The organism is Paenibacillus sp. FSL R5-0908, assembly GCF_038006245.1.
Classification (GTDB): domain Bacteria; phylum Bacillota; class Bacilli; order Paenibacillales; family Paenibacillaceae; genus Paenibacillus_AQ; species Paenibacillus_AQ odorifer.
In genome coordinates this window covers 1-24,577 of record NZ_JBBOUV010000001.1, presented here as the reverse complement: position 1 = coordinate 24,577, position 24,577 = coordinate 1, and the positions used below count along the sequence as shown (strand labels likewise).

At 45.6% G+C, this 24,577-nt stretch carries 16 protein-coding genes and 3 rRNA genes; 1 reads left to right on the top strand and 18 read right to left on the bottom strand.

Going from position 1 to position 24,577, the window contains the following annotated elements:
* Window positions 1–317: 317 nt before the first annotated feature.
* The 12 genes from MKZ09_RS00095 to gyrA all read right to left on the bottom strand — a co-directional run bounded on the left by MKZ09_RS00095 (window position 318) and on the right by gyrA (window position 16,936).
* A complete protein-coding gene (locus MKZ09_RS00095) occupies window positions 318–1,469 on the bottom strand; it encodes an amidohydrolase family protein (RefSeq protein WP_076139071.1) in 1,152 nt (383 codons plus the stop codon).
* A gap of 2 nt (window positions 1,470–1,471) precedes the next feature.
* Window positions 1,472–2,530, bottom strand: a complete 1,059-nt coding sequence (locus MKZ09_RS00090) for a pyridoxal-phosphate-dependent aminotransferase family protein (RefSeq protein WP_076139070.1) — start codon at window positions 2,528–2,530, stop codon at window positions 1,472–1,474.
* A 21-nt stretch (window positions 2,531–2,551) separates the two neighbouring features.
* Window positions 2,552–3,301 carry an ABC transporter ATP-binding protein gene (locus MKZ09_RS00085; protein ID WP_076139069.1) on the bottom strand — a complete coding sequence of 250 codons (750 nt, stop codon included), beginning with the start codon at window positions 3,299–3,301 and terminating at the stop codon, window positions 2,552–2,554.
* Complete coding sequence (locus MKZ09_RS00080; RefSeq protein WP_076139068.1) at window positions 3,292–4,056, bottom strand: ABC transporter ATP-binding protein; 765 nt, start codon at window positions 4,054–4,056, stop codon at window positions 3,292–3,294. The genes MKZ09_RS00085 and MKZ09_RS00080 overlap by 10 nt, the downstream gene beginning before the upstream one ends.
* Window positions 4,056–4,922: an ABC transporter permease gene (locus tag MKZ09_RS00075; protein ID WP_111502126.1), complete on the bottom strand. Its 867-nt coding sequence runs from the start codon at window positions 4,920–4,922 to the stop codon at window positions 4,056–4,058. The genes MKZ09_RS00080 and MKZ09_RS00075 overlap by 1 nt, the downstream gene beginning before the upstream one ends.
* On the bottom strand, window positions 4,919–5,908 hold the full coding sequence (locus MKZ09_RS00070; protein ID WP_076139066.1) for an ABC transporter permease: 990 nt from the start codon (window positions 5,906–5,908) through the stop codon (window positions 4,919–4,921). The genes MKZ09_RS00075 and MKZ09_RS00070 overlap by 4 nt, the downstream gene beginning before the upstream one ends.
* Window positions 5,905–7,521 (bottom strand): ABC transporter substrate-binding protein, encoded by a 1,617-nt coding sequence (locus tag MKZ09_RS00065; protein WP_076139065.1) that lies wholly within the window; start codon window positions 7,519–7,521, stop codon window positions 5,905–5,907. Before MKZ09_RS00065 ends, MKZ09_RS00070 begins: the two co-directional genes overlap by 4 nt.
* 154 nt (window positions 7,522–7,675) lie before the next feature.
* A 5S ribosomal RNA gene (rrf, locus tag MKZ09_RS00060) occupies window positions 7,676–7,792 on the bottom strand.
* 129 nt (window positions 7,793–7,921) lie between these two features.
* Window positions 7,922–10,847, bottom strand: a 23S ribosomal RNA gene (locus MKZ09_RS00055).
* Window positions 10,848–11,079: 232 nt separating this feature from the next.
* A 16S ribosomal RNA gene (locus tag MKZ09_RS00050) occupies window positions 11,080–12,637 on the bottom strand.
* The 16S, 23S and 5S rRNA genes sit together here, the layout of an rRNA operon.
* A 380-nt stretch (window positions 12,638–13,017) precedes the next feature.
* On the bottom strand, window positions 13,018–14,115 hold the full coding sequence (locus MKZ09_RS00045; protein WP_076202279.1) for an HD-GYP domain-containing protein: 1,098 nt from the start codon (window positions 14,113–14,115) through the stop codon (window positions 13,018–13,020).
* Window positions 14,116–14,371: 256 nt separating this feature from the next.
* Window positions 14,372–16,936, bottom strand: coding sequence for a DNA gyrase subunit A (gene gyrA, locus MKZ09_RS00040; RefSeq protein ID WP_036677722.1), 2,565 nt, complete (start codon window positions 16,934–16,936; stop codon window positions 14,372–14,374).
* A gap of 356 nt (window positions 16,937–17,292) precedes the next feature.
* Between gyrA and MKZ09_RS00035 the strand changes: the two genes are divergently transcribed.
* On the top strand, window positions 17,293–18,168 hold the full coding sequence (locus tag MKZ09_RS00035) for a YheC/YheD family protein (RefSeq protein WP_076202276.1): 876 nt from the start codon (window positions 17,293–17,295) through the stop codon (window positions 18,166–18,168).
* Between the two features lie 80 nt (window positions 18,169–18,248).
* Here MKZ09_RS00035 and gyrB read toward each other — a convergent pair whose 3' ends face one another.
* The 6 genes from gyrB to dnaA all read right to left on the bottom strand — a co-directional run bounded on the left by gyrB (window position 18,249) and on the right by dnaA (window position 24,577).
* The gene (gene gyrB / locus MKZ09_RS00030; protein ID WP_036677726.1) at window positions 18,249–20,159 is read right to left on the bottom strand and encodes a DNA topoisomerase (ATP-hydrolyzing) subunit B; all 1,911 of its coding nucleotides are present in this window, start codon (window positions 20,157–20,159) and stop codon (window positions 18,249–18,251) included.
* Window positions 20,160–20,206: 47 nt separating this feature from the next.
* A complete protein-coding gene (gene remB, locus MKZ09_RS00025; protein WP_036677731.1) occupies window positions 20,207–20,455 on the bottom strand; it encodes an extracellular matrix regulator RemB in 249 nt (82 codons plus the stop codon).
* A gap of 17 nt (window positions 20,456–20,472) precedes the next feature.
* Window positions 20,473–21,591 (bottom strand): DNA replication/repair protein RecF, encoded by a 1,119-nt coding sequence (recF, locus tag MKZ09_RS00020; protein WP_036677733.1) that lies wholly within the window; start codon window positions 21,589–21,591, stop codon window positions 20,473–20,475.
* A 23-nt stretch (window positions 21,592–21,614) separates the two neighbouring features.
* On the bottom strand, window positions 21,615–21,842 hold the full coding sequence (gene yaaA, locus MKZ09_RS00015; protein ID WP_036677736.1) for a S4 domain-containing protein YaaA: 228 nt from the start codon (window positions 21,840–21,842) through the stop codon (window positions 21,615–21,617).
* Between the two features lie 48 nt (window positions 21,843–21,890).
* Complete coding sequence (dnaN, locus tag MKZ09_RS00010; RefSeq protein WP_076202273.1) at window positions 21,891–23,033, bottom strand: DNA polymerase III subunit beta; 1,143 nt, start codon at window positions 23,031–23,033, stop codon at window positions 21,891–21,893.
* A gap of 197 nt (window positions 23,034–23,230) precedes the next feature.
* Window positions 23,231–24,577 (bottom strand): chromosomal replication initiator protein DnaA, encoded by a 1,347-nt coding sequence (dnaA, locus tag MKZ09_RS00005; RefSeq protein ID WP_036677741.1) that lies wholly within the window; start codon window positions 24,575–24,577, stop codon window positions 23,231–23,233.

Genomic DNA, 24,577 nt, shown 5'->3' with positions numbered 1-24,577 from the left:
AAGATCAAGTTCTCGTTGGCGCCGTTTAATGTCTCAGCAGCAACTCTTATACTATATCATGTTCGGCTATTTAATGTCAAGCTCTTTTTTTAACTTCTTTTTCGAGCTCGGCATGTGTATTTCTTGGCCGGACTTAGAATATATCATGTATAGAGATCCATTGCAAGAGTTTTTTTATATAAAATCAAAAGCATAAAACATCATCTATGTATTATCGTATTATACTAACTACCTCCACTTATCATCTAATTATCTAGAAAGTAAAAAAAACAACTGCAGAAGATGACAGTTGTTTTTTAGAAGAAGCTTAGACGATTCTAGATTAATTCCGCTTCCTTCGCTCCAGTAATTACGGCAACGATATTGCTACGAAGTGCCTCCGCATTGTGCGCTTCGTATGGATCCACTTTGAAAACAACAGCATCTGCAATGAAACCTTCTGCAATTTGTCCCAGCTCGTTACCGCTCCCCAGAATATCAGCAGCACTTTTAGTCGCAGCCTGCCACGCTTCTCTCCGAGTTAAGCCATAATCAATCAATGTATCCAGTTCTTGAAGGTTATAGCCATGTAGTGCAGGTGTGGCATAATCTGTACCGAATCCAATACGAACGCCTTCTCTTTTTGCATAATGAATGGCCTTGGAATGACATTCGGCAGCGCGGGCAGCTCGGTCGCAAATGATCGGGTTCAACGCTAGAACGCCTTTTGGGTCTGCAGCAATACGATAAATTGATGTGGTGGGCACAAACGCTACCCTCGAGTTAGCAAGTCTACCTGCCTGATCCTCAGTTAGAAACATCCCGTGCTCTATTGATGCCACGCCGGCCTGGATGGACCAGTCTATCGTCACACCACCCCAGGTATGAACCAGTACCTTCTTATCATGGGCATGTGCATTACGAACAATGAACGCGAACTCTTCTTCGGAAAAGATCGGGTCAACGACTTTCTCGGTAGGTGCTCCAAGCCCGCCTGTGGCCATGATTTTTATCCAACCCGCTCCTGTAGCAAAGATTTCCTCCATGCGTTGTTCTAAATGCTTGAGACCACAGGCATCTGCAGCTCCAATCATATCGCTGCTGGTCTGCACTCTTAATGGATGCTGATATTGCTGAACAAGATGCTGCACTGTGCTCGGCAGAATCCCACCTGCATCACGGGCAGTCGTTACACCCGTCCTAAGAGTAGCTTCAAAAGCTTGTGCCTGCATAATTTCGATCTGGTTGGCATCGCGCTTCAATTGATCAGAGTGGTCAAAATCTGTCCAAGCTAAATGCGTATGAAGATCAATAATACCCGGACTTAGCCACAGATCTGTTCCTGCAAGATTTGACTCCACTTGATGCGGCTCCGCTTCAGTAATGGATGAAAAACGACCATCCTTTATCACGACATCAAAACGTCTGCCTTCGATACCTGCTATAAAAATATCATTGAACGTTTGCAGCTCTGGATGCTTATGGATCATCTTCATTCCCCCCATGCCAGCCGAACAGCTGCTAATGCCTGAACAGGGTCTTGTTTCAGCAGTTCGGCAAGCGTGGATATAGCCTTCTCCACACTTTGCCGCTCAGCATTCGTTCCAAAATGGTTGATCCGTAGAAGATGACCAAATAATTCTCCGTCTCCGGGAGCCACAATGCCTATAGGCTGCTCAATCCGCAACTCTTGCTTTCCAGAAATCCGCACCGTTGTAGTCAGCGTAGAATAATGTCTGCTGTCCTTTTGCCAAGGCTCAAGCCCCAAGGATTTAATACCAGCTACAGCAGCTGCTGCGGCTCGCTCATGGCGTTTGATTACTTGATCCAATCCTTCTTCTTCAATTCGTGTCAAAGCTTGAACCAAGGCTCTAGCCTCCAGCGTAGGAATGTTTGGGGCAACCCGCAATGGTTCGGCGTCTCCCAGTGATGCTTTCAGATCCAGCAAGGATAAAATAGAATTGCGTGGAGCATTTTCATTCGACTCAAGAAATTCCCAGCCACGTGGAGAAATACTTACGGCACTAACTCCGTTGGGTCCAGCTAAGGCTTTTTGCGCACCTATAACTGCAAAATCAACGGACCATTCATCCACCAGCAGGGCCTCTCCCCCAACCGCAGATACGGAGTCCGACACAGTAATAAGATTGAATTCTTTTGCAATTTCAAATATTTCTTTAGCAGGATTAGAGCCTCCAGTAACCACTTCAGCTTGAACAAAAGAAAGGGCACAAGGTTTAAACTCCTCAATCGCGGAAGCAACCTGGTCGCTAGTGACCACTTCATCAAAAGGAACCTTTACTTCAACAACCGTTGCTCCACCCCGCTCAAGCCATTTTCCAAATAAACTTCCATAGGGACCTGTTACTATATTTACAATGGTTCGACCAGGTGCAGCTATTCCGGCGGCTACCGCCTCGATTCCCAGAATTGCCTCGGCCGGGATGATAACCGGAGGGTGCTCAGTAAACAAGACTTTGGAAATCAAATGTGTTAGCTTATTGTACTCAGCCAGTGAAAGTGGCACATATCCTTTATGTTCTCGGTTCATAAGAAAACCTCCTGATGTACTTTATTTTGGCATTTTCGGAACCGCCGACAACAGCTCATAACTGTATTTATGTTTAGGACGGATAAAGAATTGGTCCCGCGGACTCTGCTCCACGAGCTTTCCTTGCCGCATAACTGCTACCGTATCACTAATTGCATTGATTACTCCTAGATCATGAGAAATAAAAAGCATGGTGAGATTAAGCTCAGCCTTCAGCGTATTGAATAGTTCGAGCACGCTAAGCTGCACAGATACATCCAACGCACTTGTAGGTTCATCCGCGATCAGGATGCTTGGCTCAACACTTAATGCACGAGCGATCGCTATCCGTTGACGCTGGCCGCCGGAAAATTCATGTGGGAATTTGTCTAACGCCTTTTCTTCTAAATGAACTTGATTCAAAAGCTCTTTGCATCTTTGTTCAACACCTGCACGCCCCACTATTTTATGAAACAATAAGGGCTCGGAAAGAATTTGCCTAATCGAATGTTTAGGATTTAGCGAAGCGTCTGGATTTTGGAAAATCATCTGGATTGTTTTGTGCTGCTCACGGCTTCTTTTCTTTTTTAATTCTTGGGTACCCAACAGAATCTGCCCCTCATTTGGGGCAATCAGTCCAGCAATTACTCGCGCCAGCGTTGATTTCCCTGATCCGGATTCTCCAACCAGCCCAAGGGTGGTGTGCTGCTCAAGATTCAGATTGATACGATCCAGTGCAGTAAAGCCGCCATAATGAACAGTTAAATCTTTTATTTGCAAGGCTAATTCCATGAGTCTCTACTCCCTTCAAGCTCTGGCAAAGGAAGCACCGAATCAATCAGCATCTGTGTGTAAGGGTCTTTCGGATTTTGCAAAATATCAAGGGTATTGCCCTGCTCAACAATCTGTCCCTGTTTCATTACACATAGCCGTGAACACAAGTTTGCTGCAATCGCTAGGTTATGCGTAACAAATACCATGGCAAAACTGAGCTCATGCTGGAGGCTCGTGATCGTCTCAATAATTTGCCGTTGAACCGTGACGTCCAATGCTGTTGTCGGCTCATCACAGAGAAGTATGCCTGGCTTACACGCCAGTGCCAGAGCGATGACTACCCGTTGACACTGACCGCCTGACAGCTGACTCGGATACCGGTCCTTTTTCTTCAATGAATCGGGGAGACCAAGCCTTTCGAGCAGTTCCAGTGCAATTACCCGCGAAGTCTTACGGCTTACTCTCTGTCTGTAATACACAACTTCAGCCAGTTGTTTGACAACCGTACAGAGGGGATCAAGCGCACCTCTTGGATCTTGAAATACCATCGCACTGCTTACGCCACTTTTAATGGTGCCGCCAGTCTGTTCAACACCATTTGGAAGCAAGCCTAAAATTGCACGCAGCGTAAGCGATTTTCCTGATCCCGATTCACCTACTAATCCCAGACTCTCCCCTTTACCCAGCGAAAAACTAACATTATTGACTAATCTCTCATTTGACTTAGCTGCCAGCGATAGCGCCTCTATTTCTAAAATGGGTTGTATAGACATTATTTTTTCCTCCATATGTCTGCCAAACCATCACCTAGGAGCGACAAAGCTATCCCCGTATACACCACTGCAAATCCCGGAACGGCCGAGAGCCACCAAGCTGTAGTGATGAAGGGCTGTCCATCTGAAATCATTGTCCCCCAGTCAGGAGTTGGCGGTGTAATGCCGATACCAAGATACCCGAGCGTAACAATGGCAACAAGCAATCCAATCATATCTGTCATAAGGACGACCACGGCTTGCGGAAGTACATTCGGCAGGAGATGACGCAAAATAATTTTCACTCCTGGTAGCCCTAAGGTTTGAGCGGACGCCACCCATTCCTGATTGCGAAAAGAAGCACTAAGACCTCTCACGACACGTGCAAAGACTATCCATCCTACAAAGATAAAAGTAATATAAATGCCTCGTTCTCCTGCTCCACTTGCAAAAGCCACGATAATAACGATCAGATAAAAAGGAAAGGCGATGAATGTATCTGACAACAGCGTAATAACTGTATCGATCCATTTGCCGTAATATCCTGCCAGCATTCCTAGAAATATACCTGTGCAAAAGGGAATGATTTCTGCCAAGACCATGATTTTCAAATCAGTCCTCGCTGCATAGATCAGTCTAGTAAACAAATCACGCCCTAATTGATCAGTTCCCAACCAATGTTCGGCTGACGGAGGCTGTAAAAAGGCACTCAAATTTTGCTTAGAAGGGTCATAAGGACTTATATAAGGTATAAACACAGTCAAGAGAATAAGAGCTGCAAACATAATAATTCCCACTAAAAGTGAAGGGGTATTCCATATTCGCTTTAAGCCGCTTGTTATCTTACCGCCTTCATACAATCGCGAGTCTAGTCTTATAGTTTTCATTGTTTTCCTTTCGTTCTGGGATCAAGCCACCAGGAAATGATTTCAATCAAGAGACTGATGATCACAACAGATAGCGCACAGTAAAGTGCTATTCCTTGAATAACCGGAAAGTCCCGTTTCGAAATTGAAGTGAACAATAAGCTGCCAATTCCCTTAATTCCAAATACCTGCTCAACGACCAAGGTGCCTCCGATTAAATAAGAAATATTCACACCCAGCAGCATTAGCGTAGGAAGAGCAGAGTTGCGCAGCACATGTTTAAATAAAATAACCCTGTTTGGTATGCCCGCAGCCTTAAGGGTGACTACAAAATCCGATTCTAACACTTCAAGCATCTGTGCTCTTAATGAACGAACAAGCGTAGGAACCTGTGAAAAAGCAACAGTGATTGCTGGAAGTGCAAGACTATGCAAGGTTCCGACCCAGCCTTCACTTACACCCCCAACAGGGAACCAGCCAAGCCGGACACTAAAGAGCAAAATTAAAAGTAAGCCAACCCAGAAGATTGGCATACCTAGAGTAATTGTAGGAAAAATTCGTATCAAATGGTCCAGCAGTTTATCCTTATGCGTAGCGGCTACCGTAGCGAGCAGAAGGGATACAAAAATCGCCAACACACAAGCCATCACGATGAGCAGCAAAGTAACAGGGGCCCGTTGTGTAATCAACTCTTTTGTTGATGTCCCCATAATAATGGAGTTTCCAGTATCTCCTTGAGTAAACAGCGTCTTCACAAATCGGATGAATTGCTCCCATAAAGGGAGGTCCAGCCCAAGAGTATGATGCATACTCTTGAGCGCCTCAGGGGTACTGTATTCTCCCAAAATCATTTTTGCCGGATCTCCCGGCACGATTCGAATGATGAAAAAGACTGCTATCATTACGCAGAAGATCACTGCCAACGCTTTTATAAGAGATATCACAAGCCAGTTGTAAGAGCCCTTGCTTCCTTTCGGTTGATTTAACGCCTGCTTAAGATTCGTCATTGGCTGATGCGGACATCTTCGAAACGGGCACTGCCGTTTGGTAGAACAACGAGACCGTCAACTGAAGAACCAATACCTTTTAAAACATCTGGATAGTAAAGCGGAATATAAGGAACTTCATCAGCAAGGGTCTGCAGCAGCTTAGTATAGATTTGTGCACGTTCATCGCCATCCGCAGTTTTTTGTCCCTCATATAGAAGCTTCGTTACTTCATCATTTGTATAATGCGTCCAATATGATTTGCTGAAGCCTTCCGGATCGGTTTGGAAAGCAATAATTGAGTTTGCTTCAGGGGAATCCGCTTGACCGCTATTCAGCATTGCCGCAAAATCATATGCGAAGAAACGTTCACGGAAAGTGGCAAGTTCAATCGATTCAATCTCAATCTTAATCCCGATCGTTTGACCCGCTGCCTGAATAATTTGTGCCTCTTGAGCTCTTGTGCTATTACCGGATGCTACAAGTAATTTGGTAGTGAAGCCATTAGGGAAGGCAGATTTTGCAAGCTCCTCCTTGGCTGCTTCGATATTAAAGTTCAGTGCTTTGATTGTATCATTTGCGTTATAAGGAATCGTTGTTGGCAGCAATGAGTTTGCTGTTTGTGCATAACCAAAGGTTAGCGCCTTCGTCAAGCCCTCACGATCAAGTGCCAGAGCAAGAGCGCGACGGACATGCACATCAGAAAAATGTTCATCCAACGTATTAAAGAACAATTGCTCTGTCACCCAACTACCGTTAGTAATTACTTTAGTGTCAGCCCCATCTTTAATCTCATTGGCATTTTGCAGAGCCAAAGATTCAATAGCATTAACTTCTCCAGCCTTCAGCTGGTTAATCGCTTGGCTGTCATCTTCAATTAGCTTATAAACGAGCTTATCAATATAGGGTTTACCTTCTTGCCAGTAGAATGTATTCTTAGTGAAGGTCAGATCACCTGCAGTGTCCCATGTTTCAACAACAAAAGGTCCCGTACCGATTGGTTTCTTGAAGAATTCTTCTTCGGATACTCCGCCGAAATTGTTAGGAAGGATACCATTTGAGAAATTAGATAGCTCCGAGATAAATGGTGTATAAGGCTCTTTAAGTGTAATAACAAGCGTTTTGTTATCTTGCGCTTTGATTGTGTCGACCTTTGCGGATATTGCCAGCGGTCCGCCTACCTTCAAGTGCCGCTCAAGAGAGAATACAGCATCTTCTGCGGTCACATCCGTACCATTGGAAAACTTCAAACCATCACGAAGCTCGAATGTATACGTCAGTCCATCTTCACTGATATTATGTGACTTAGCAAGCCAATCTACAATTTCACCTTTGCTGTCAAAAGCGACTAACGATTCAAAGACTTTGTCGATTGCAAAAGCATTGTTGGACGTAATCTGATTATGCAAATCCAGCGAAGTTACAGAAGCAGGTCGTCCATAGACGAAAGTTCCTCCCGTTGCAGGTTCTGCAGTTTGAGGACTTTGAGTTGCCGGACTGGCACTTTCCTGTGCCTCTTTATTTGAATCAGCCTTATTATTAGACCCCGAGCACCCTGCAATTAACATCAATAGCAAAACTGCTATTGCCCCCAACAGAATCGGTTTCTTAATAGATACACTAAAGTACGACATAATTCGCTCCCCCTATAATTCTTATATGTTTAGTATGAATTGTATTATGGGTTAAACACTCTAGTCTGTCAAACATAATTTAATTTGCAACAATCCTAAAGTAAATATACATAACAAAAAGACCACTGTCGATTACTCAACAGTGGTCTTGCGTGCTTGGCAACGTCCTACTCTCCCAGGACCCTTCGGTCCAAGTACCATCGGCGCTGGAGGGCTTAACGGTCGTGTTCGGGATGGGTACGCGTGGAACCCCTCCGCTATCGCCACCAAACATGCGTCTGTGAAACAGACGCTGCCGCGTGAAATTCGGTTCATCACCAGAAGTGACAATGAATTTCTAAGCGTGTTACAGGCTTAATCGCCTGAAAACTGAATCCGAAACAAATCTGCATTCTACGTATAGGATAAGCCCTCGACCGATTAGTATTGGTCAGCTCCATGCATTACTGCACTTCCACCTCCAACCTATCTACCTCGTCGTCTTCAAGGGGTCTTACTAATTGGGAAATCTCATCTTGAGGGGGGCTTCACGCTTAGATGCTTTCAGCGCTTATCCCGTCCGTACGTAGCTACCCAGCCATGCTCCTGGCGGAACAACTGGTGCACCAGCGGTACGTCCATCCCGGTCCTCTCGTACTAAGGACAGCTCCTCTCAAATTTCCTGCGCCCACGACAGATAGGGACCGAACTGTCTCACGACGTTCTGAACCCAGCTCGCGTACCGCTTTAATGGGCGAACAGCCCAACCCTTGGGACCTACTTCAGCCCCAGGATGCGATGAGCCGACATCGAGGTGCCAAACCTCCCCGTCGATGTGGACTCTTGGGGGAGATAAGCCTGTTATCCCCAGGGTAGCTTTTATCCGTTGAGCGATGGCCCTTCCATGCGGTACCACCGGATCACTAAGTCCGACTTTCGTCCCTGCTCGACTTGTAGGTCTCGCAGTCAAGCTCCCTTATGCCTTTGCACTCTGCGAATGATTTCCAACCATTCTGAGGGAACCTTGGAACGCCTCCGTTACTCTTTAGGAGGCGACCGCCCCAGTCAAACTGCCCGCCTGACACGGTCCCCGTACCCGGTAAGGGTACTAGGTTAGAACCTAGATACGATCAGGGTGGTATCCCAACGGCGCCTCCACCGAAGCTTGCGCTCCGATTTCTACGGCTCCCACCTATCCTGTACAGATCGTACCCAAATTCAATATCAAGCTGCAGTAAAGCTCCATGGGGTCTTTCCGTCTTGTCGCGGGTAACCTGCATCTTCACAGGTATTAAAATTTCACCGGATCTCTCGTTGAGACAGCGCCCAAGTCGTTACGCCATTCGTGCGGGTCAGAATTTACCTGACAAGGAATTTCGCTACCTTAGGACCGTTATAGTTACGGCCGCCGTTTACTGGGGCTTCGGTTCATAGCTTCGGGTTACCCCTAACCACTCCCCTTAACCTTCCAGCACCGGGCAGGCGTCAGCCCGTATACTTCGCCTTGCGGCTTCGCACAGACCTGTGTTTTTGCTAAACAGTCGCTTGGGCCTTTTCACTGCGGCCCCCTCGTGCTATTCACACTACCGGGGCACCCCTTCTCCCGAAGTTACGGGGTCATTTTGCCGAGTTCCTTAACGAGAGTTCTTCCGCGCGCCTTAGAATTCTCTTCTCGCCTACCTGTGTCGGTTTGCGGTACGGGCACCTTCTCCTGGCTAGAGGCTTTTCTTGGCAGTGTGAGATCATGACCTTCGCTACTATAATTTTCGCTCCCCATCACAGCCCAGCCTTAACGATGTGCGGATTTGCCTACACACCAGCCTCACTGCTTAGACGGACATCCATCAGTCCGCGTCACTACCCTCCTGCGTCACCCCATCGCTCATAGCGGATTACGGTGGTACAGTAATTTCAAACTGTTGTCCTTCGACTACGCCTTTCGGCCTCGCCTTAGGTCCCGACTTACCCTGAGCGGACGAGCCTTCCTCAGGAAACCTTGGGCTTTCGGCGGATCAGATTCTCACTGATCTTTTCGTTACTCATACCGGCATTCTCACTTGTGTAGTGTCCAGCGCTCTTTTCAGTACACCTTCAACCCCTACACAACGCTCCCCTACCCCAGATGCAAAGCATCTAGCCATAGCTTCGGTGGTGTGTTTAGCCCCGTTACATTTTCGGCGCAGAGTCACTCGACCAGTGAGCTATTACGCACTCTTTCAATGGTGGCTGCTTCTAAGCCAACATCCTGGTTGTCTGTGCAACTCCACATCCTTTCCCACTTAACACACACTTGGGGACCTTAGCTGATGGTCTGGGCTGTTTCCCTTTTGACAATGGATCTTAGCACTCACTGTCTGACTCCCGGCAATAAGTATATGGCATTCGGAGTTTGACTGAGCTTGGTAATCCTTGCGGACCCCGCACCCAATCAGTGCTCTACCTCCACTACTCTTATACCGAGGCTAGCCCTAAAGCTATTTCGGGGAGAACCAGCTATCTCCGAGTTCGATTGGAATTTCTCCGCTACCCCCACCTCATCCCCGCACTTTTCAACGTACGTGGGTTCGGGCCTCCAGTGCGTGTTACCGCACCTTCACCCTGGACAGGGGTAGATCACACGGTTTCGGGTCTACGTCCACATACTAAGTCGCCCTATTCAGACTCGCTTTCGCTGCGGCTCCACCTTCTCGGCTTAACCTTGCATGTTAAACGTAACTCGCCGGTTCATTCTACAAAAGGCACGCCATCACCCATAGATCGGGCTCTGACTTTTTGTAAGCACACGGTTTCAGGTTCTATTTCACTCCCCTTCCGGGGTGCTTTTCACCTTTCCCTCACGGTACTGTTTCACTATCGGTCGCCAGGTAGTATTTAGCCTTAGCAGATGGTCCTGCTGGATTCATACGGGGTTTCACGTGCCCCGCACTACTCGGGATCCGTCTCGGAGAGAATACAGTTTAGGTTACAGGGCTTTTACCTCTATCGCGGGCCTTTCCAGACCTCTTCACCTACCATATTCCTTTGTAACTCCATGTGAGACGTCCCACAACCCCTAAGAGCAAGCTCTTAGGTTTAGGCTGTTCCGCGTTCGCTCGCCGCTACTGACGGAATCACTATTGTTTTCTCTTCCTCAGGGTACTTAGATGTTTCAGTTCCCCTGGTCTGCCTCTACATTTCCTATGTATTCAGAAATGAGTAACTGCGAATTACCACAGCTGGGTTTCCCCATTCGGACACCCCCGGATCAAAGCTTGCTTACAGCTCCCCGAGGCAGTTTCGTTGTTCGCCACGTCCTTCGTCGGCTCCTGGCGCCTAGGCATCCTCCGTGTGCTCTTATTAGCTTAACCTTGATTCTTCCGAAGAAAAATCTCACTAATAACATTTACTTGTTTGCACAAGTTGCTAAAAGATGTTCTAAAACGCAAATTCGTTTCGGTATCCAGTTTTCAAGGATCAAGTCTTACTTGAGAGCTTAAACTCTCAAAACTGAGCAACGAGTGAGTAACAGGCCTAAACCTGAGTTTTGGAAGCTGAGCTTCCGATTTGAATGTTCTCATTGCAGAGAACGATTCTCCATAGAAAGGAGGTGATCCAGCCGCACCTTCCGATACGGCTACCTTGTTACGACTTCACCCCAATCATCTACCCCACCTTCGGCGGCTGGCTCCCTTGCGGGTTACCCCACCGACTTCGGGTGTTGTAAACTCTCGTGGTGTGACGGGCGGTGTGTACAAGACCCGGGAACGTATTCACCGCGGCATGCTGATCCGCGATTACTAGCAATTCCGACTTCATGCAGGCGAGTTGCAGCCTGCAATCCGAACTGAGACCGGCTTTGATGGGATTGGCTCCACCTCGCGGCTTCGCTTCCCGTTGTACCGGCCATTGTAGTACGTGTGTAGCCCAGGTCATAAGGGGCATGATGATTTGACGTCATCCCCACCTTCCTCCGGTTTGTCACCGGCAGTCACTCTAGAGTGCCCAGCCTTACCTGCTGGCAACTAAAGTTAAGGGTTGCGCTCGTTGCGGGACTTAACCCAACATCTCACGACACGAGCTGACGACAACCATGCACCACCTGTCTCCTCTGTCCCGAAGGCCGCCGCTATCTCTAGCGGATTCAGAGGGATGTCAAGACCTGGTAAGGTTCTTCGCGTTGCTTCGAATTAAACCACATACTCCACTGCTTGTGCGGGTCCCCGTCAATTCCTTTGAGTTTCAGTCTTGCGACCGTACTCCCCAGGCGGAGTGCTTACTGTGTTAACTTCGGCACCAAGGGTATCGAAACCCCTAACACCTAGCACTCATCGTTTACGGCGTGGACTACCAGGGTATCTAATCCTGTTTGCTCCCCACGCTTTCGCGCCTCAGCGTCAGTTACAGCCCAGAAAGTCGCCTTCGCCACTGGTGTTCCTCCACATATCTACGCATTTCACCGCTACACGTGGAATTCCACTTTCCTCTTCTGTACTCAAGCCACCCAGTTTCCAGTGCGACCTCAGGTTGAGCCCAAGGTTTAAACACCAGACTTAAATAGCCGCCTGCGCGCGCTTTACGCCCAATAATTCCGGACAACGCTTGCCCCCTACGTATTACCGCGGCTGCTGGCACGTAGTTAGCCGGGGCTTTCTTCTCAGGTACCGTCACTCCGGTAGCAGTTACTCTACCGGACGTTCTTCCCTGGCAACAGAGCTTTACGATCCGAAAACCTTCATCACTCACGCGGCGTTGCTCCGTCAGGCTTTCGCCCATTGCGGAAGATTCCCTACTGCTGCCTCCCGTAGGAGTCTGGGCCGTGTCTCAGTCCCAGTGTGGCCGTTCACCCTCTCAGGTCGGCTACGCATCGTCGCCTTGGTGGGCCGTTACCCCACCAACTAGCTAATGCGCCGCAGGCCCATCCCTCAGTGACAGATTGCTCCGTCTTTCATTCTTCTCTCAGGAGAAAAAAGAAATTATCCGGTATTAGCTACCGTTTCCGGTAGTTATCCCAGTCTGAAGGGCAGGTTGCCTACGTGTTACTCACCCGTCCGCCGCTAAGTTACTTTGAAAGCAAGCTTTCAAAGTAACTCCGCTCGACTTGCATGTATTAGGCACGCCGCCAGCGTTCGTCCTGAGCCAGGATCAAACTCTCCAATTAGTATTGAAAAGAGCGATATGCTCATTTTGAAACATCTGACGAGAAAATTAATTCTCTAATTTTGGATTTCACTTGCGTGATTTCCTACTCACTCGTTGTTCAGTTTTCAAAGATCAAGTTCTCGTTGGCGCCGTTTAATGTCTCAGCAGCAACTCTTATACTATATCATGTTCGGCTATTTAATGTCAAGCTCTTTTTTTAACTTCTTTTTCGAGCTCGGCATGTGTACTTCTTGGCCGGACTTAGAATATATCATGTATGGAGATGCATTGCAAGAGTTTTTTTGAAATATAATAGATTAATGTGAGACTGTGCTACCAAAAGCCTCAATACTGCGATATAGAGTGGCTAGCACAGCCTTATTCCCTTGTAACTACACCCTATGCAATGATCTCTTGAATATACAATTCACGTTCCAGCATCAAGTTAACTATTGTTTCCTCAATCTTAACCATCGGACGTGTAGGGTTTGCGCGATCAGTGAAGATAATCTCCCCATGACGCCCATCGCTTAATTTGATTCTAGTGCCATTAAAGAGATCAGTACTCTTCTGTATAAACGTCTGCACAATCACTGGGTCAAGCTTACCGAAGCTTTCTGTCAGAATCTGCTCTAGTACCAAATAAGGAGACTGTGCTCTTCTGTAGGCTCTTTCTAAGGTCATAGCATGAAATATATCTGCTACTGCGACTACTTTAGCGTAGAAATGAATCTGACTGCCGTCCAGCTTCAATGGATAACCAGAGCCATCAATTTTCTCATGATGCTGCAAGGCGGCAAGTCTTACCCCTTCATTAATCGCTGTAACATTGCGTAATAATTGATAACCATATGTAGTGTGTCGGCGTACCTCTTCTATTTCACTATTGTTAAGTGACTCCGGTTTCTGTAAAAGTGAGCTGTCTACTTTTGCATTACCGATATCATGTAATAATCCTGCAAAACCAATCTGCATCCAATCCTTTTGTGGGTACCCACACCACTGAGCGATTTTATAGGAGGTCAACGCGGACAACACAGCATTGTGATAGTTGTAATCCTCATATTTTAAAGTGCGCGGTGTAAACTTCAAAACATGATAATCCTTCAAATAACCTATTAATGTCTCTAACTGACTGCGAAGCTCAAAAATAGGAAGTGAAGCTGCCGTTACCGATCGATAGCTGTTCTTAATAAGAGTGAGCATTTTATCGTATTCATCATGTAGAGGAGAATTAGTCTTGGCCAACATCGATTCGTTGATAATGGCTCCAGCTTTAGGGGAAGCATGCTTAGCTGTTGTTTTGGCTCCATCCGAACTCGCCTCACCTTGGTCACCTTCGATTTCCACTTGCCCAATCAAAAAAGCCTGTAAAATATCTAGATCACGAGGGAGCAATATTTTTCCCTTAGTGAATAAAGTCCCCCCTAAAGGTGTAATTACATCCTTTATTATCTTTGAGCCTGCTTTAACTTCTCCAACCAATATATTTGGCATATACTCAGCCCCTTAATTTCTATAAGCCGTACACCCAGCATTACCTCACATTGATAAGACAGATAATTTCTGAGAAATTAGTACTTTATAGGATTCTATTGGCTAATTATAGTACGGATATATGGAAGACACTAGTGCAGTGAAAACTATTCTTTCAAAATATTTATTTTATTTTTTGAAGCATCGGTCATTCAAAAGGCAACAAAAAGAGCAAGAACTTCTGGAATAGAAGCCCTTGCTCTTTTTTGAATTCAACCTATTCTAGGTCAGTGTCTTCGTCCTCAGTCAGGATCTCAGGCTGATCAATATCGCCAGATTCCTCGACTGTATCTTGCCCATCCAGGCCTTCTTGCCCTTCCAAGCCTTCCAGACCTTCCACTTCCTCAGATTCATCCTCTTCGTTCTTGTCAGCTCTACACAGGGTAGCTACTGCGTCATCCTCGCGGATGTTAATCAGCTTAACCCCTTGAGCGTAACGGCCCATAGTAGAGATTCCATCCATGCTGGTACGAATCAGGGTACCGCTAGTCGTAATGATCATTAAGTCTTCATCCTTCTTAACGACCTTAAGACCCACTACAGGACCATTCTTATCGGTGAGATTAATGGTCTTGATCCCTTTACCGCCACGAGTCTGGGAACGATAATCACCGGCTGGTGTCCGTTTACCATAACCCTTGGTAGTAACAATCAGAACCTCAAGCTCCTTATCGACACAGTCCATACCAATGACATGGTCATTACCGTCAAGCGTAATACCCTTAACGCCAGTCGCGCTACGTCCCATAGAACGCACATCATTCTCTGAGAACGTAATCGACATTCCGCGAGCTGTACCGATAATGAGATTTTGCTGTCCATCAGTCAGCTTAACCTCGATCAGGGAATCTTCTTCACGAAGATTAATGGCAATAAGACCGCCTTTACGGATGTTGTTATAATCCCCAAGAGGCGTCTTCTTCACGATACCCTCGCGGGTAGCAAAGAATAAATATTTGTCGCTATCGCCATCTTCTACTTGGATTACCGCACTAATCTTCTCACCTTGTTCGATTTGAATCAGGTTGATGATTGGCGTCCCCCGGGCTGTACGGCCCAATTCTGGGATCTCGTAAGCTTTAATCCGGTATACTTTACCCTTATCGGTAAAGAACATCAGATAGTTATGAGAGTTACTCACGAAGAGATGCTCCACAAAATCCTGGTCCTTGGTGTCCATCCCCATGACTCCGCGACCTCCGCGCTTCTGACTGCGGTAGGTGCTGACAGGTAGACGTTTGATATATCCTGTATGTGTAATAGTGATAACAACCTCTTCACGTGGAATAAGGTCTTCATCCAGGATACTTTCTTCACCAACCGTAATCTCTGTCCGGCGTTCATCAGAATATCTATCACGGATATCCTGCAGCTCATTGCTGATGATTTCCAGTACAAGATGCTCGTTAGCCAGAATTTCACGGTACTCTGCAATTTTAACGATCAATTCGTTATATTCATTCTCGATCTTTTCCCGTTCCAGACCGGTCAGACGTTGCATCCGCATATCGAGGATAGCCTGAGCCTGCTCTAAACTGAGGCTAAAGGTGCTCATTAATCCTTCGCGGGCTATATCAGTTGTCCGCGAAGCACGGATTAACGCAATCACTTCATCCAGATGATCAAGCGCAATGCGCAGACCTTCTAAGATATGAGCGCGTGCTTCAGCTTTTTTAAGATCAAATATAGTACGACGACGAATAACTTCAATCTGGTGCTGCAAATAATGATAAAGAACATCACGCAGATTAAGAATTTTCGGCTCGTTATTTACGATGGCAAGCATATTAATCCCAAATGTGGATTGCATAGAAGTATGTTTATATAGATTGTTTAATACTACATTTGGATTAACATCGCGTCTCATCTCAACAACTACACGCATACCGTTACGGTCAGACTCATCTCGAAGATCCGTTATACCTTCGATACGTTTCTCACGTACTAATTCTGCGATTTTTTCAACCAATCTTGCTTTGTTAACCTGGTATGGAAGCTCATGCACAATGATGCGAGCCTTGCCGTTGTTCTCTTCGATCGTTGCCTTCGCACGCATGGTTACTGAACCACGCCCCGTACGATAAGCCTGACGAATGCCCTCACGACCCAAAATATATCCAGCCGTAGGGAAATCCGGACCTTGGATAAACTCCATCAATTCCATTGGCGTGATATCAGGATTCTTAATCATCGCCTGCACACCATCGATAACTTCACCAAGGTTATGCGGTGGAATATTAGTAGCCATACCTACAGCAATACCAGATACCCCATTCACGAGCAGATTCGGATAACGGGCTGGTAATACAACCGGCTCATTCTCTTCACCATCATAGTTGGGTGCGAAGTCAACTGTCTCTTTGTTCAAATCACGAAGCATTTCGCCTGCAATCTTGGAAAGACGGGCTTCTGTGTACCGCATCGCCGCGGCCATATCACCATCAATCGAACCAAAGTTCCCGTGACCGTCTACAAGCATATAGCGCATCGAGAAATCCTGAGCCATCCGTACCATTGTTTCATAGACAGCTGAGTCACCGTGAGGGTGGTACTTACCGATAACCTCACCGACGATTCTTGCAGATTTCTTATGAGGCTTATCCGCAGACATTCCAAGCTCCGACATCGCAAACAAAATGCGTCGGTGAACCGGCTTGAGTCCGTCCCGCACATCTGGCAAAGCCCGGCTAACAATGATGCTCATTGCGTAATCCATAAAGGATTCACGCATTTCCACGCCAATGTCCCGATCTTTGACTTGTGGGTTATTTTGTTCAGCCATGAGTTGCTGGACCTCCTTCAGTTAAAAAACCGCTACCCTTAATTATATTACTTTCACAAAAGTAGCACAATTAAACATGATAGCCTTTTATCTTCTAATATTGATTTCTTTTTGCGCTTATCAGGGTATTTGCCCTTTCCGCAAATATCTTTACTACATAGACTGTAAAGACAAGAAACACGGTTTTATTATCCTAATATCGTTCGATAAGGCATAACCCCATATCCTTATATTATACCATTGTTTAGGTAGCTTGTCCTGATTTTCAGCTGTCAAAGATTATGCTGCCACTGCATTTTTTACAACAAGGAACCCAAAGGACCTATTCCTGCACAAAACTCATAAGGAGGAAGATAATGAAGATTCAACGCGTCCCAAGCAAATGGGCTAAAACGAAAGTCATCCTTCAAAATCACTCTCTATTACAATATGTGCCTGATACCCGTAAATTCGATGTCAATGCTCTTAAGGAGATGCTTGCGTTATATACAATGGTCTATATTAAGCCTGATCGAGGAAGTTATGGTATCGGTGTAATGAGAGCTGAGCAGCGTACTGTAACTCTTAGCACTAGCAAACAGAAAGCTGAACACGGTACCGACCTCGATAATGTTAATAAAGAAGAGCCAGAAGAACAGATCTTATATATTTTAAGATATGGGAAGACTGCGGAAGTGTTTTTCTCACCAGAAGAGCTGTATGAGAACTTACAGAAACGAATTCAGAATCGGACCTATTTGATCCAAAAAGGAATTGACCTTCTGCGTCATCAAGACCGCCCTTTTGATCTTCGGGTTCTTACCCAAAAAACTCCGTCAGGAGTATGGCAAACAACAGGAATGCTTGGAAGAGTAGCTGCCCCTCAAAAAATCGTCACCAATTATCACAGTGGAGGCAGTATCCTTTCCGTAAGTACTCTGCTTAAAAATTATATGCCACCCTCTGAAGTCCTAGTTACGATCAATCACTTAAAAGTTTTGGGTATACAAATCGCGACACAGCTTCAATCTGCCTATCCAGGAATCAAAGAGATTGGTCTGGATATTGCCATGGATCAACATCTGGATATGTGGCTGCTGGAAGTCAACACTCTTCCGTCCATTGCTGTATTCAAATTATTTCCTGATAAATCAATCTATCGTAAAATACATCGCTATGCCGTAGCCTATGGACGTGTAAAAGCAAGAAAATCCCCTTATTCGACCCGCAATAAACAATCTACAAGAGCCTAAAAAGAAGCTTGAAATCAAAGAACCTCCAGCGTTCTCATTCCGTTAGGAATAGAAGCCGGAGGTTGTATTAAATATTGTTCTTACACATCAAGGTATCTAACGTTCTTGGCATGCTCATGGATAAAGTCACGTCTTGGTTCAACATTGTCACCCATAAGTGTATCAAAAATACTATCTGCCAGCATTGCATCTTCAATCGTAACCTGGAGCATCATACGGGTCTCTGGGTCCATCGTTGTGTCCCAAAGTTGGGTTGCATTCATCTCTCCCAAACCTTTGTAACGTTGGACGTTAACCTTAGCATTTTCTCCAAAAGAAGCGATAATATCATCGCGTTCCTTCTCGCTGCCTGCGTAGCGGATAACCTTATTGCGCTCAATCTTAAAAAGAGGAGGCTGTGCAATATAGATATAACCCGCGTCTACTAGCTTCCGCATGTAACGATAGAAGAACGTTAATAATAGCGTTCTAATATGGGCTCCATCGACGTCGGCATCGGTCATAATAACCACTTTATGGTAGCGAGCCTTCGATAAGTCAAAGTCATCGCTGATCCCTGTGCCCAAAGCCGTAATGATGGCGCGGATCTCAGCGTTAGATAAAATACGGTCAAGGCGAGCTTTTTCAACGTTTAGGATCTTACCACGCAACGGTAGAATCGCTTGGAAATGGCGATCCCGGCCTTGCTTAGCCGATCCACCCGCTGAGTCACCTTCGACGATGTATAGTTCACTGATCGATGCATCCTTGGATGAACAGTCGGCGAGTTTACCAGGCAGAGCACTGACTTCAAGCGCGCTCTTCCGACGGGTTAACTCACGTGCCTTACGGGCAGCTTCTCGTGCGCGCGACGCGGAAAGTGACTTCTCAAGAACGCGACGTGATACTGCTGGGTTTTCTTCCAGGAACTCTTGTAATTTCTCTCCGAACAGTGATTCTACGATACCCCGCACTTCACTATTTCCGAGCTTAGTTTTCGTTTGACCTTCGAATTGTGGATCTGGAATTTTGACAGAAATAATGGCTGTCAATCCTTCACGCACGTCATCACCAGTCAGATTCGAATTGCTATCCTTCAGTACTCCCGCTTTACGAGCATAATCGTTGATGATACGGGTCAGCGCACTTTTAAAGCCGGATTCATGCGTTCCGCCCTCATGCGTATTAATATTATTCGCAAAAGAGTAGATGTTCTCAGTATACGAATCGTTATATTGGAGAGCCACTTCAACTTGGATCATATCGCGTGAGCCTTCCACGTAGATCGGATCCTCATGTAGTGCTTCTTTTTTCTCATTCAAATATTTCACATATTCAACGATACCACCCTCGTATTTGAACACGTTGGTGACATCCGTCCGCTCATCATGAAGCGAAAGCTCGATTCCTTTGTTAAGAAAAGCCAGCTCCCGAATACGAGTAAGCAGTGTCGAATATTCAAAAACTGTGGTTTCCGTAAATATTTCAGGATCCGGATGAAAGGTTGTAGTCGTTCCTGTCTCATCTGAATCGCCAACAATTTTGATATCATACTGCGGTGCACCGCGTCTATATTCCTGTTGGTAGATATGACCGTCACGTTTGACCTTAACAAGGACCTTTTCAGACAAGGCATTTACTACAGAGATACCCACACCATGCAAACCACCGGAAACTTTATATCCGCCACCGCCGAATTTACCGCCTGCATGCAGCACGGTCATTACGACTTCAAGCGTCGACTTCTTAAGCTTTACATTCTCACCTACAGGTATGCCACGTCCATTATCGATAACAGTGATCGCGTTATCTTCATGTATAATCACTTGAATCCGGTCACAATAACCTGCGAGTGCCTCATCGATACTATTATCGACGACCTCCCATACCAAGTGATGGAGACCTTTAGAACTAGTCGAACCAATATACATGCCCGGACGTTTCCGAACCGCTTCCAGCCCTTCCAGTACCTGAATCTGGCTCTCATCATATGTCGGTTGATTCATTGACATGCCTTCACCTACTTCTTTCTGATTATCTCTTTGTTACCAAATGCAAGTTATATTTCGAGCAAAATTTTGGCTCTTTTTTTAAGAGTGGAGGAGGAAATGGGGGAGTAATACACGATATTTTTAGTTACGACAATAGATTTTGCTTCCTCTTCGCCAATCCGCTCAAGCTTCTTATCCTGCTCAGAGTGAATAACGAATTGCTTAGATACCTTGGAAGATTTCTCAATCGAAATATCAAATATAGCAATTAACTCCGAAGACCTAATGATCTTCTCCCCGCCCAAATGAATATACATGATCGTCCTCCGCTCTTTTATAACTCAACTTTTCCATCATGAACATGAAATAGGCTGGCGCCCTTTAATTTATCGGCATTCAGACCCTCAATTCCGGTAGCGGTAATGAATGTCTGTACCTTGCTTTGAAAGGTTTCAATAAGCTGGGTCTGGCGGTAAGGATCAAGCTCGGATAAAACATCATCAAGAAGCAGCACAGGATATTCTCCGATTTCCTCATGGATCAGCTCGATTTCCGCCAGCTTAAGCGATAAAGCCGTGGTACGCTGCTGTCCTTGAGAACCGTAGACCTGAGCTTCCCTTCCGTTGATAAAAAAGGACAGGTCATCCCGATGGGGACCCGTCAGCGTCATGCCGCGCCTGATTTCTTGTTCTCTCGTTTGTGATAACTTTAACATAAAATTGTCTAATAAGACAGCTTCATCTTCCTCATCCCGATCGCCGAAAGAGGGGACATAGAGCAATTTCAGTTCTTCTCCGCCGTTCGTAATCCCCCGGTGAATGCTTTCAGCCCATATTTGCAGCTTCTTTATGAATTGTTTCCTTTTTTTGACGATTTTAACACCATGCTCTACAAGTTGAGCATCCCAGATTTCCAGAAGCTCTTTCCCTGCAGCCTCTTTTCCCCATAATTGCTTTAAGAGATTACCTCTTTGCAAGAGTATTTTTTGATACTGCTGTAGGTGAAATAGATAACTAGGCTGGACTTGGCCGATCTCCATATCAAGAAAACGCCGTCTGATACCAGGGGTCCCTTTTACAATCTCTAAATCTTCCGGTGCAAACATGACCACATTCAGAGATCCAACAAACTCACTAAGGCGCCGCTGCTCTAAGCCATTGATCTTGGCTTTTTTACCTTTGGCAGATAGGGTGAGCTCCAGCTTGAGATCGCCATACTTTCGTTCTACCTCGGCAACGATCTGAGCTGCATCTCCGGGGGCATCGAAGGAGATAAGTTCGCGGTCCTTAGAGGTGCGGTGGCTTTTGGTCATCGCCAGGACGAACAATGCCTCCATGAGGTTTGTTTTGCCTTGGGCGTTCTGACCCAGAATCAGATTCACATCGCCCAGGCTCTCCAGACGCAGCAGCCCGTAATTCCGATAATGCTGCAGACCGATATTTTTAACAAACACGAAATGGTTCCTCCCCTAGCGTACTACTCTTTTACTCCTCCGCCTTCAACCTCAAAGGTCCCGTTATCCTGCACTTCAATTTTGTCACCCGGATAAAGTTTTCTGCCGCGCCGTTCCTCTACCTCTCCGTTGACCAGAACGTGACCTTCCTGCAATAACGCTTTGGCCATTCCACCTGTGGATACACAATCTGCGAGTTTCAGAAATTGGTCCAGCTTAATGTATCCACTGTGGATAAGTATTTTTTTCATGGTTTTTATCCTTTCAGCCACTTATCCACATGTTCATGAATGTTGGCATTAATTTGTTGTACGGTAAGGCAAAATAATATACAAGCTATTGGTTTGGTCAAGTGGTTTCAAAATGATCGGACTCATCATCCCTGTAAATGCAATAACGAGCTGCTCACTCTCTATGACCTTTAATACGTCAAGCATATATTTCGAGTTGAAAGATATTTTGAGAGGTTCACCTTTGAAATCAATGACTTCAAGTTCCTCGCGAACTTTACCCAGCTCTGATGAGCTTGAAGAAATTTCAATACCGCCTTGATCAAGCGTCTGCATACGAACAATATTTGTTTTCTCTTCCCGGGACAGCAAATAAGCACGATCAATCGATTCGCTTAATTTTTTTGTATCTAAAGTTAGTTCTGTTTTGTAGGTTGTTGGAATAATTCTAGAAGTATCAGGATAAATCCCATCTAGGATCCGTGAATAAAACAGTACTTTGTCGATTTTGAAGAGAACTTGATTATCCGCAACGACAATATCAACCAGCATATTTTGGTCAGGGATAATTTTGCTGAGCTCATTAAGGGTTTTACCGGCAATAACAATATTTGCGAAATTGACATTTTCCGTGCCTTCAAGTTTAGCAGCTCTTGTTGCCAAGCGGTGACGGTCAGTCGCTGTAAACTTAAACTCATTGTCGCTCAGATTCCATAGTATACCCGTTAATATCGGAGTTGTCTCTTGGGTAGAAATAGAAAAGGCTGTTTGTTTAATCATATTTTTCAGCAAATCACCTGGTAGAGAGATCGTGTCATTCTCTTCGATGCTCGGTAACACAGGAAATTCTTCAGGGTCTAAACCAACCATCTGAATCTCAGTGGATCCGGAAGAAATGTACGTTTGGAATCCTTCTTTTACTTCCATGTGGATTTCTTTGGAGGGCAGCTTCTTAATAATCTCGACGAAAAATTTAGCGGGAAGAACAACACTTCCTGGCTGATCTATCTTCACGATGGTGTGGCTGTCATTCTCTGCTGGAATAAACGATTGAATAGAAATATCGGTATCACTTGCAGTTAATGTGACGCCTTGATGGCTAACTTCCAGTTTAATACCGGTCAAAATAGGGATTGTTGTTCTGCTGGATATAGCTTTGGATACGTGTTGAATGGATTCGTTGAGCTCATTTTTAAGAATGCTTATTTTCATGATTTCACTCCTAGCTGAAAAATTGGGAATTTCGATGGATTTGAGTCTGTTAATTACGCGTCTTTACATGATGAATTATTATAGTTATTTAATAGTATTAGTAGTAGGGGCGACGAATATGTGGATAACCCCACCAAACAGCATAAAATTAAGCCTACCCACATGTGTATAGATTGTGTATAGGCTCTTTGTTCCTCTTAGGAAGGATTTTTAATTTTCTCCGCAAGATTATTTACCACTTTGTACAACTCCTGATCGACCTTTAATGCCTGTGTAATTTTATCGTGCGCATGAATTACGGTCGTATGGTCACGTCCTCCGAAAGCCTCACCAATCTTAGGCAGTGAATAATCCGTTAGTTCACGGGATAGATACATTGCGATTTGACGTGGAAACGCTACGGCTTTGGTTCTTTTTCGTGCTTTGAAGTCTTCAAGGCGCAAATTGTAGTATTCTCCGACTTTTTGCTGAATATCAGCGATGGTGATCATCTTGGGACGACTGGAAGGAATAATATCCTTGAGCGCTTCAGCTGCCAAATGAGTGGTTACATCCTGGTTGGTAAGCGAAGAATAAGCAACTACCCGGATTAATGCACCCTCAAGCTCACGAATATTGGTGTCAATCTGGTTGGCAATATACATCATGGCCTCATTAGGGATATCAAGGTTCTCTGCCTTAGCCTTTTTGCGTAAAATCGCAATCCGGGTCTCCAGATCTGGTGGTTGAATATCCGTAATCAAGCCCCATTCGAACCGGGAACGCAGCCGTTCTTCCAGTGTGGGAATTTCCTTTGGTGGTCGGTCGCTGGAGATGATAATTTGCTTGCGTTCTTCGTGGAGCGCATTGAAAGTATGGAAAAACTCCTCCTGTGTAGACTCTTTTCCAGCGAGGAATTGAATGTCGTCGATAAGCAAAATGTCAACATTACGATACTTGTTACGGAAGCTTTCACCGCGGTTATCACGGATCGAATTGATAAATTCATTCGTGAATTTCTCAGACGAGATGTAAATTACCTTGTTATTTGGGTTATGTTCCAGGACATAGTGCCCAATTGCGTGCATCAAATGGGTTTTGCCCAGACCTACACCACCGTATAAAAACAAGGGATTGTATGCTTTGGCTGGTGCTTCGGCCACTGCCAGTGAGGCTGCATGCGCAAAGCGGTTCCCAGAGCCGATTACAAAGGTGTCAAAAGTGTACTTTGGATTGAGCAGATGGGTTTGTGCTTCTTCTCTTGATACTACGGGAGTCGGAGCGGATTGTTGAACCACAAGCTCAGGCGGCTTGCTTTCTTCAATCACGAATTTTACATCTACTTGTTTCCCTGTGACTTCGTAGACGGTTGCTCCTACCAGTTTGGTGTAACGACTTTCCAGCCATTCTACTGCAAACGTTGTAGGTGCCGAGATAATGAGAACCTGGGAGTTGAAGGTTATCGCTTTAGTAGCCTTAAACCAGGTATCAAAGCTCGGCTTGCTTAATTTGGTTTGAATAATCGATAAAATTTGCTGCCATAATTCGGAAGTATGGCTGTCCAC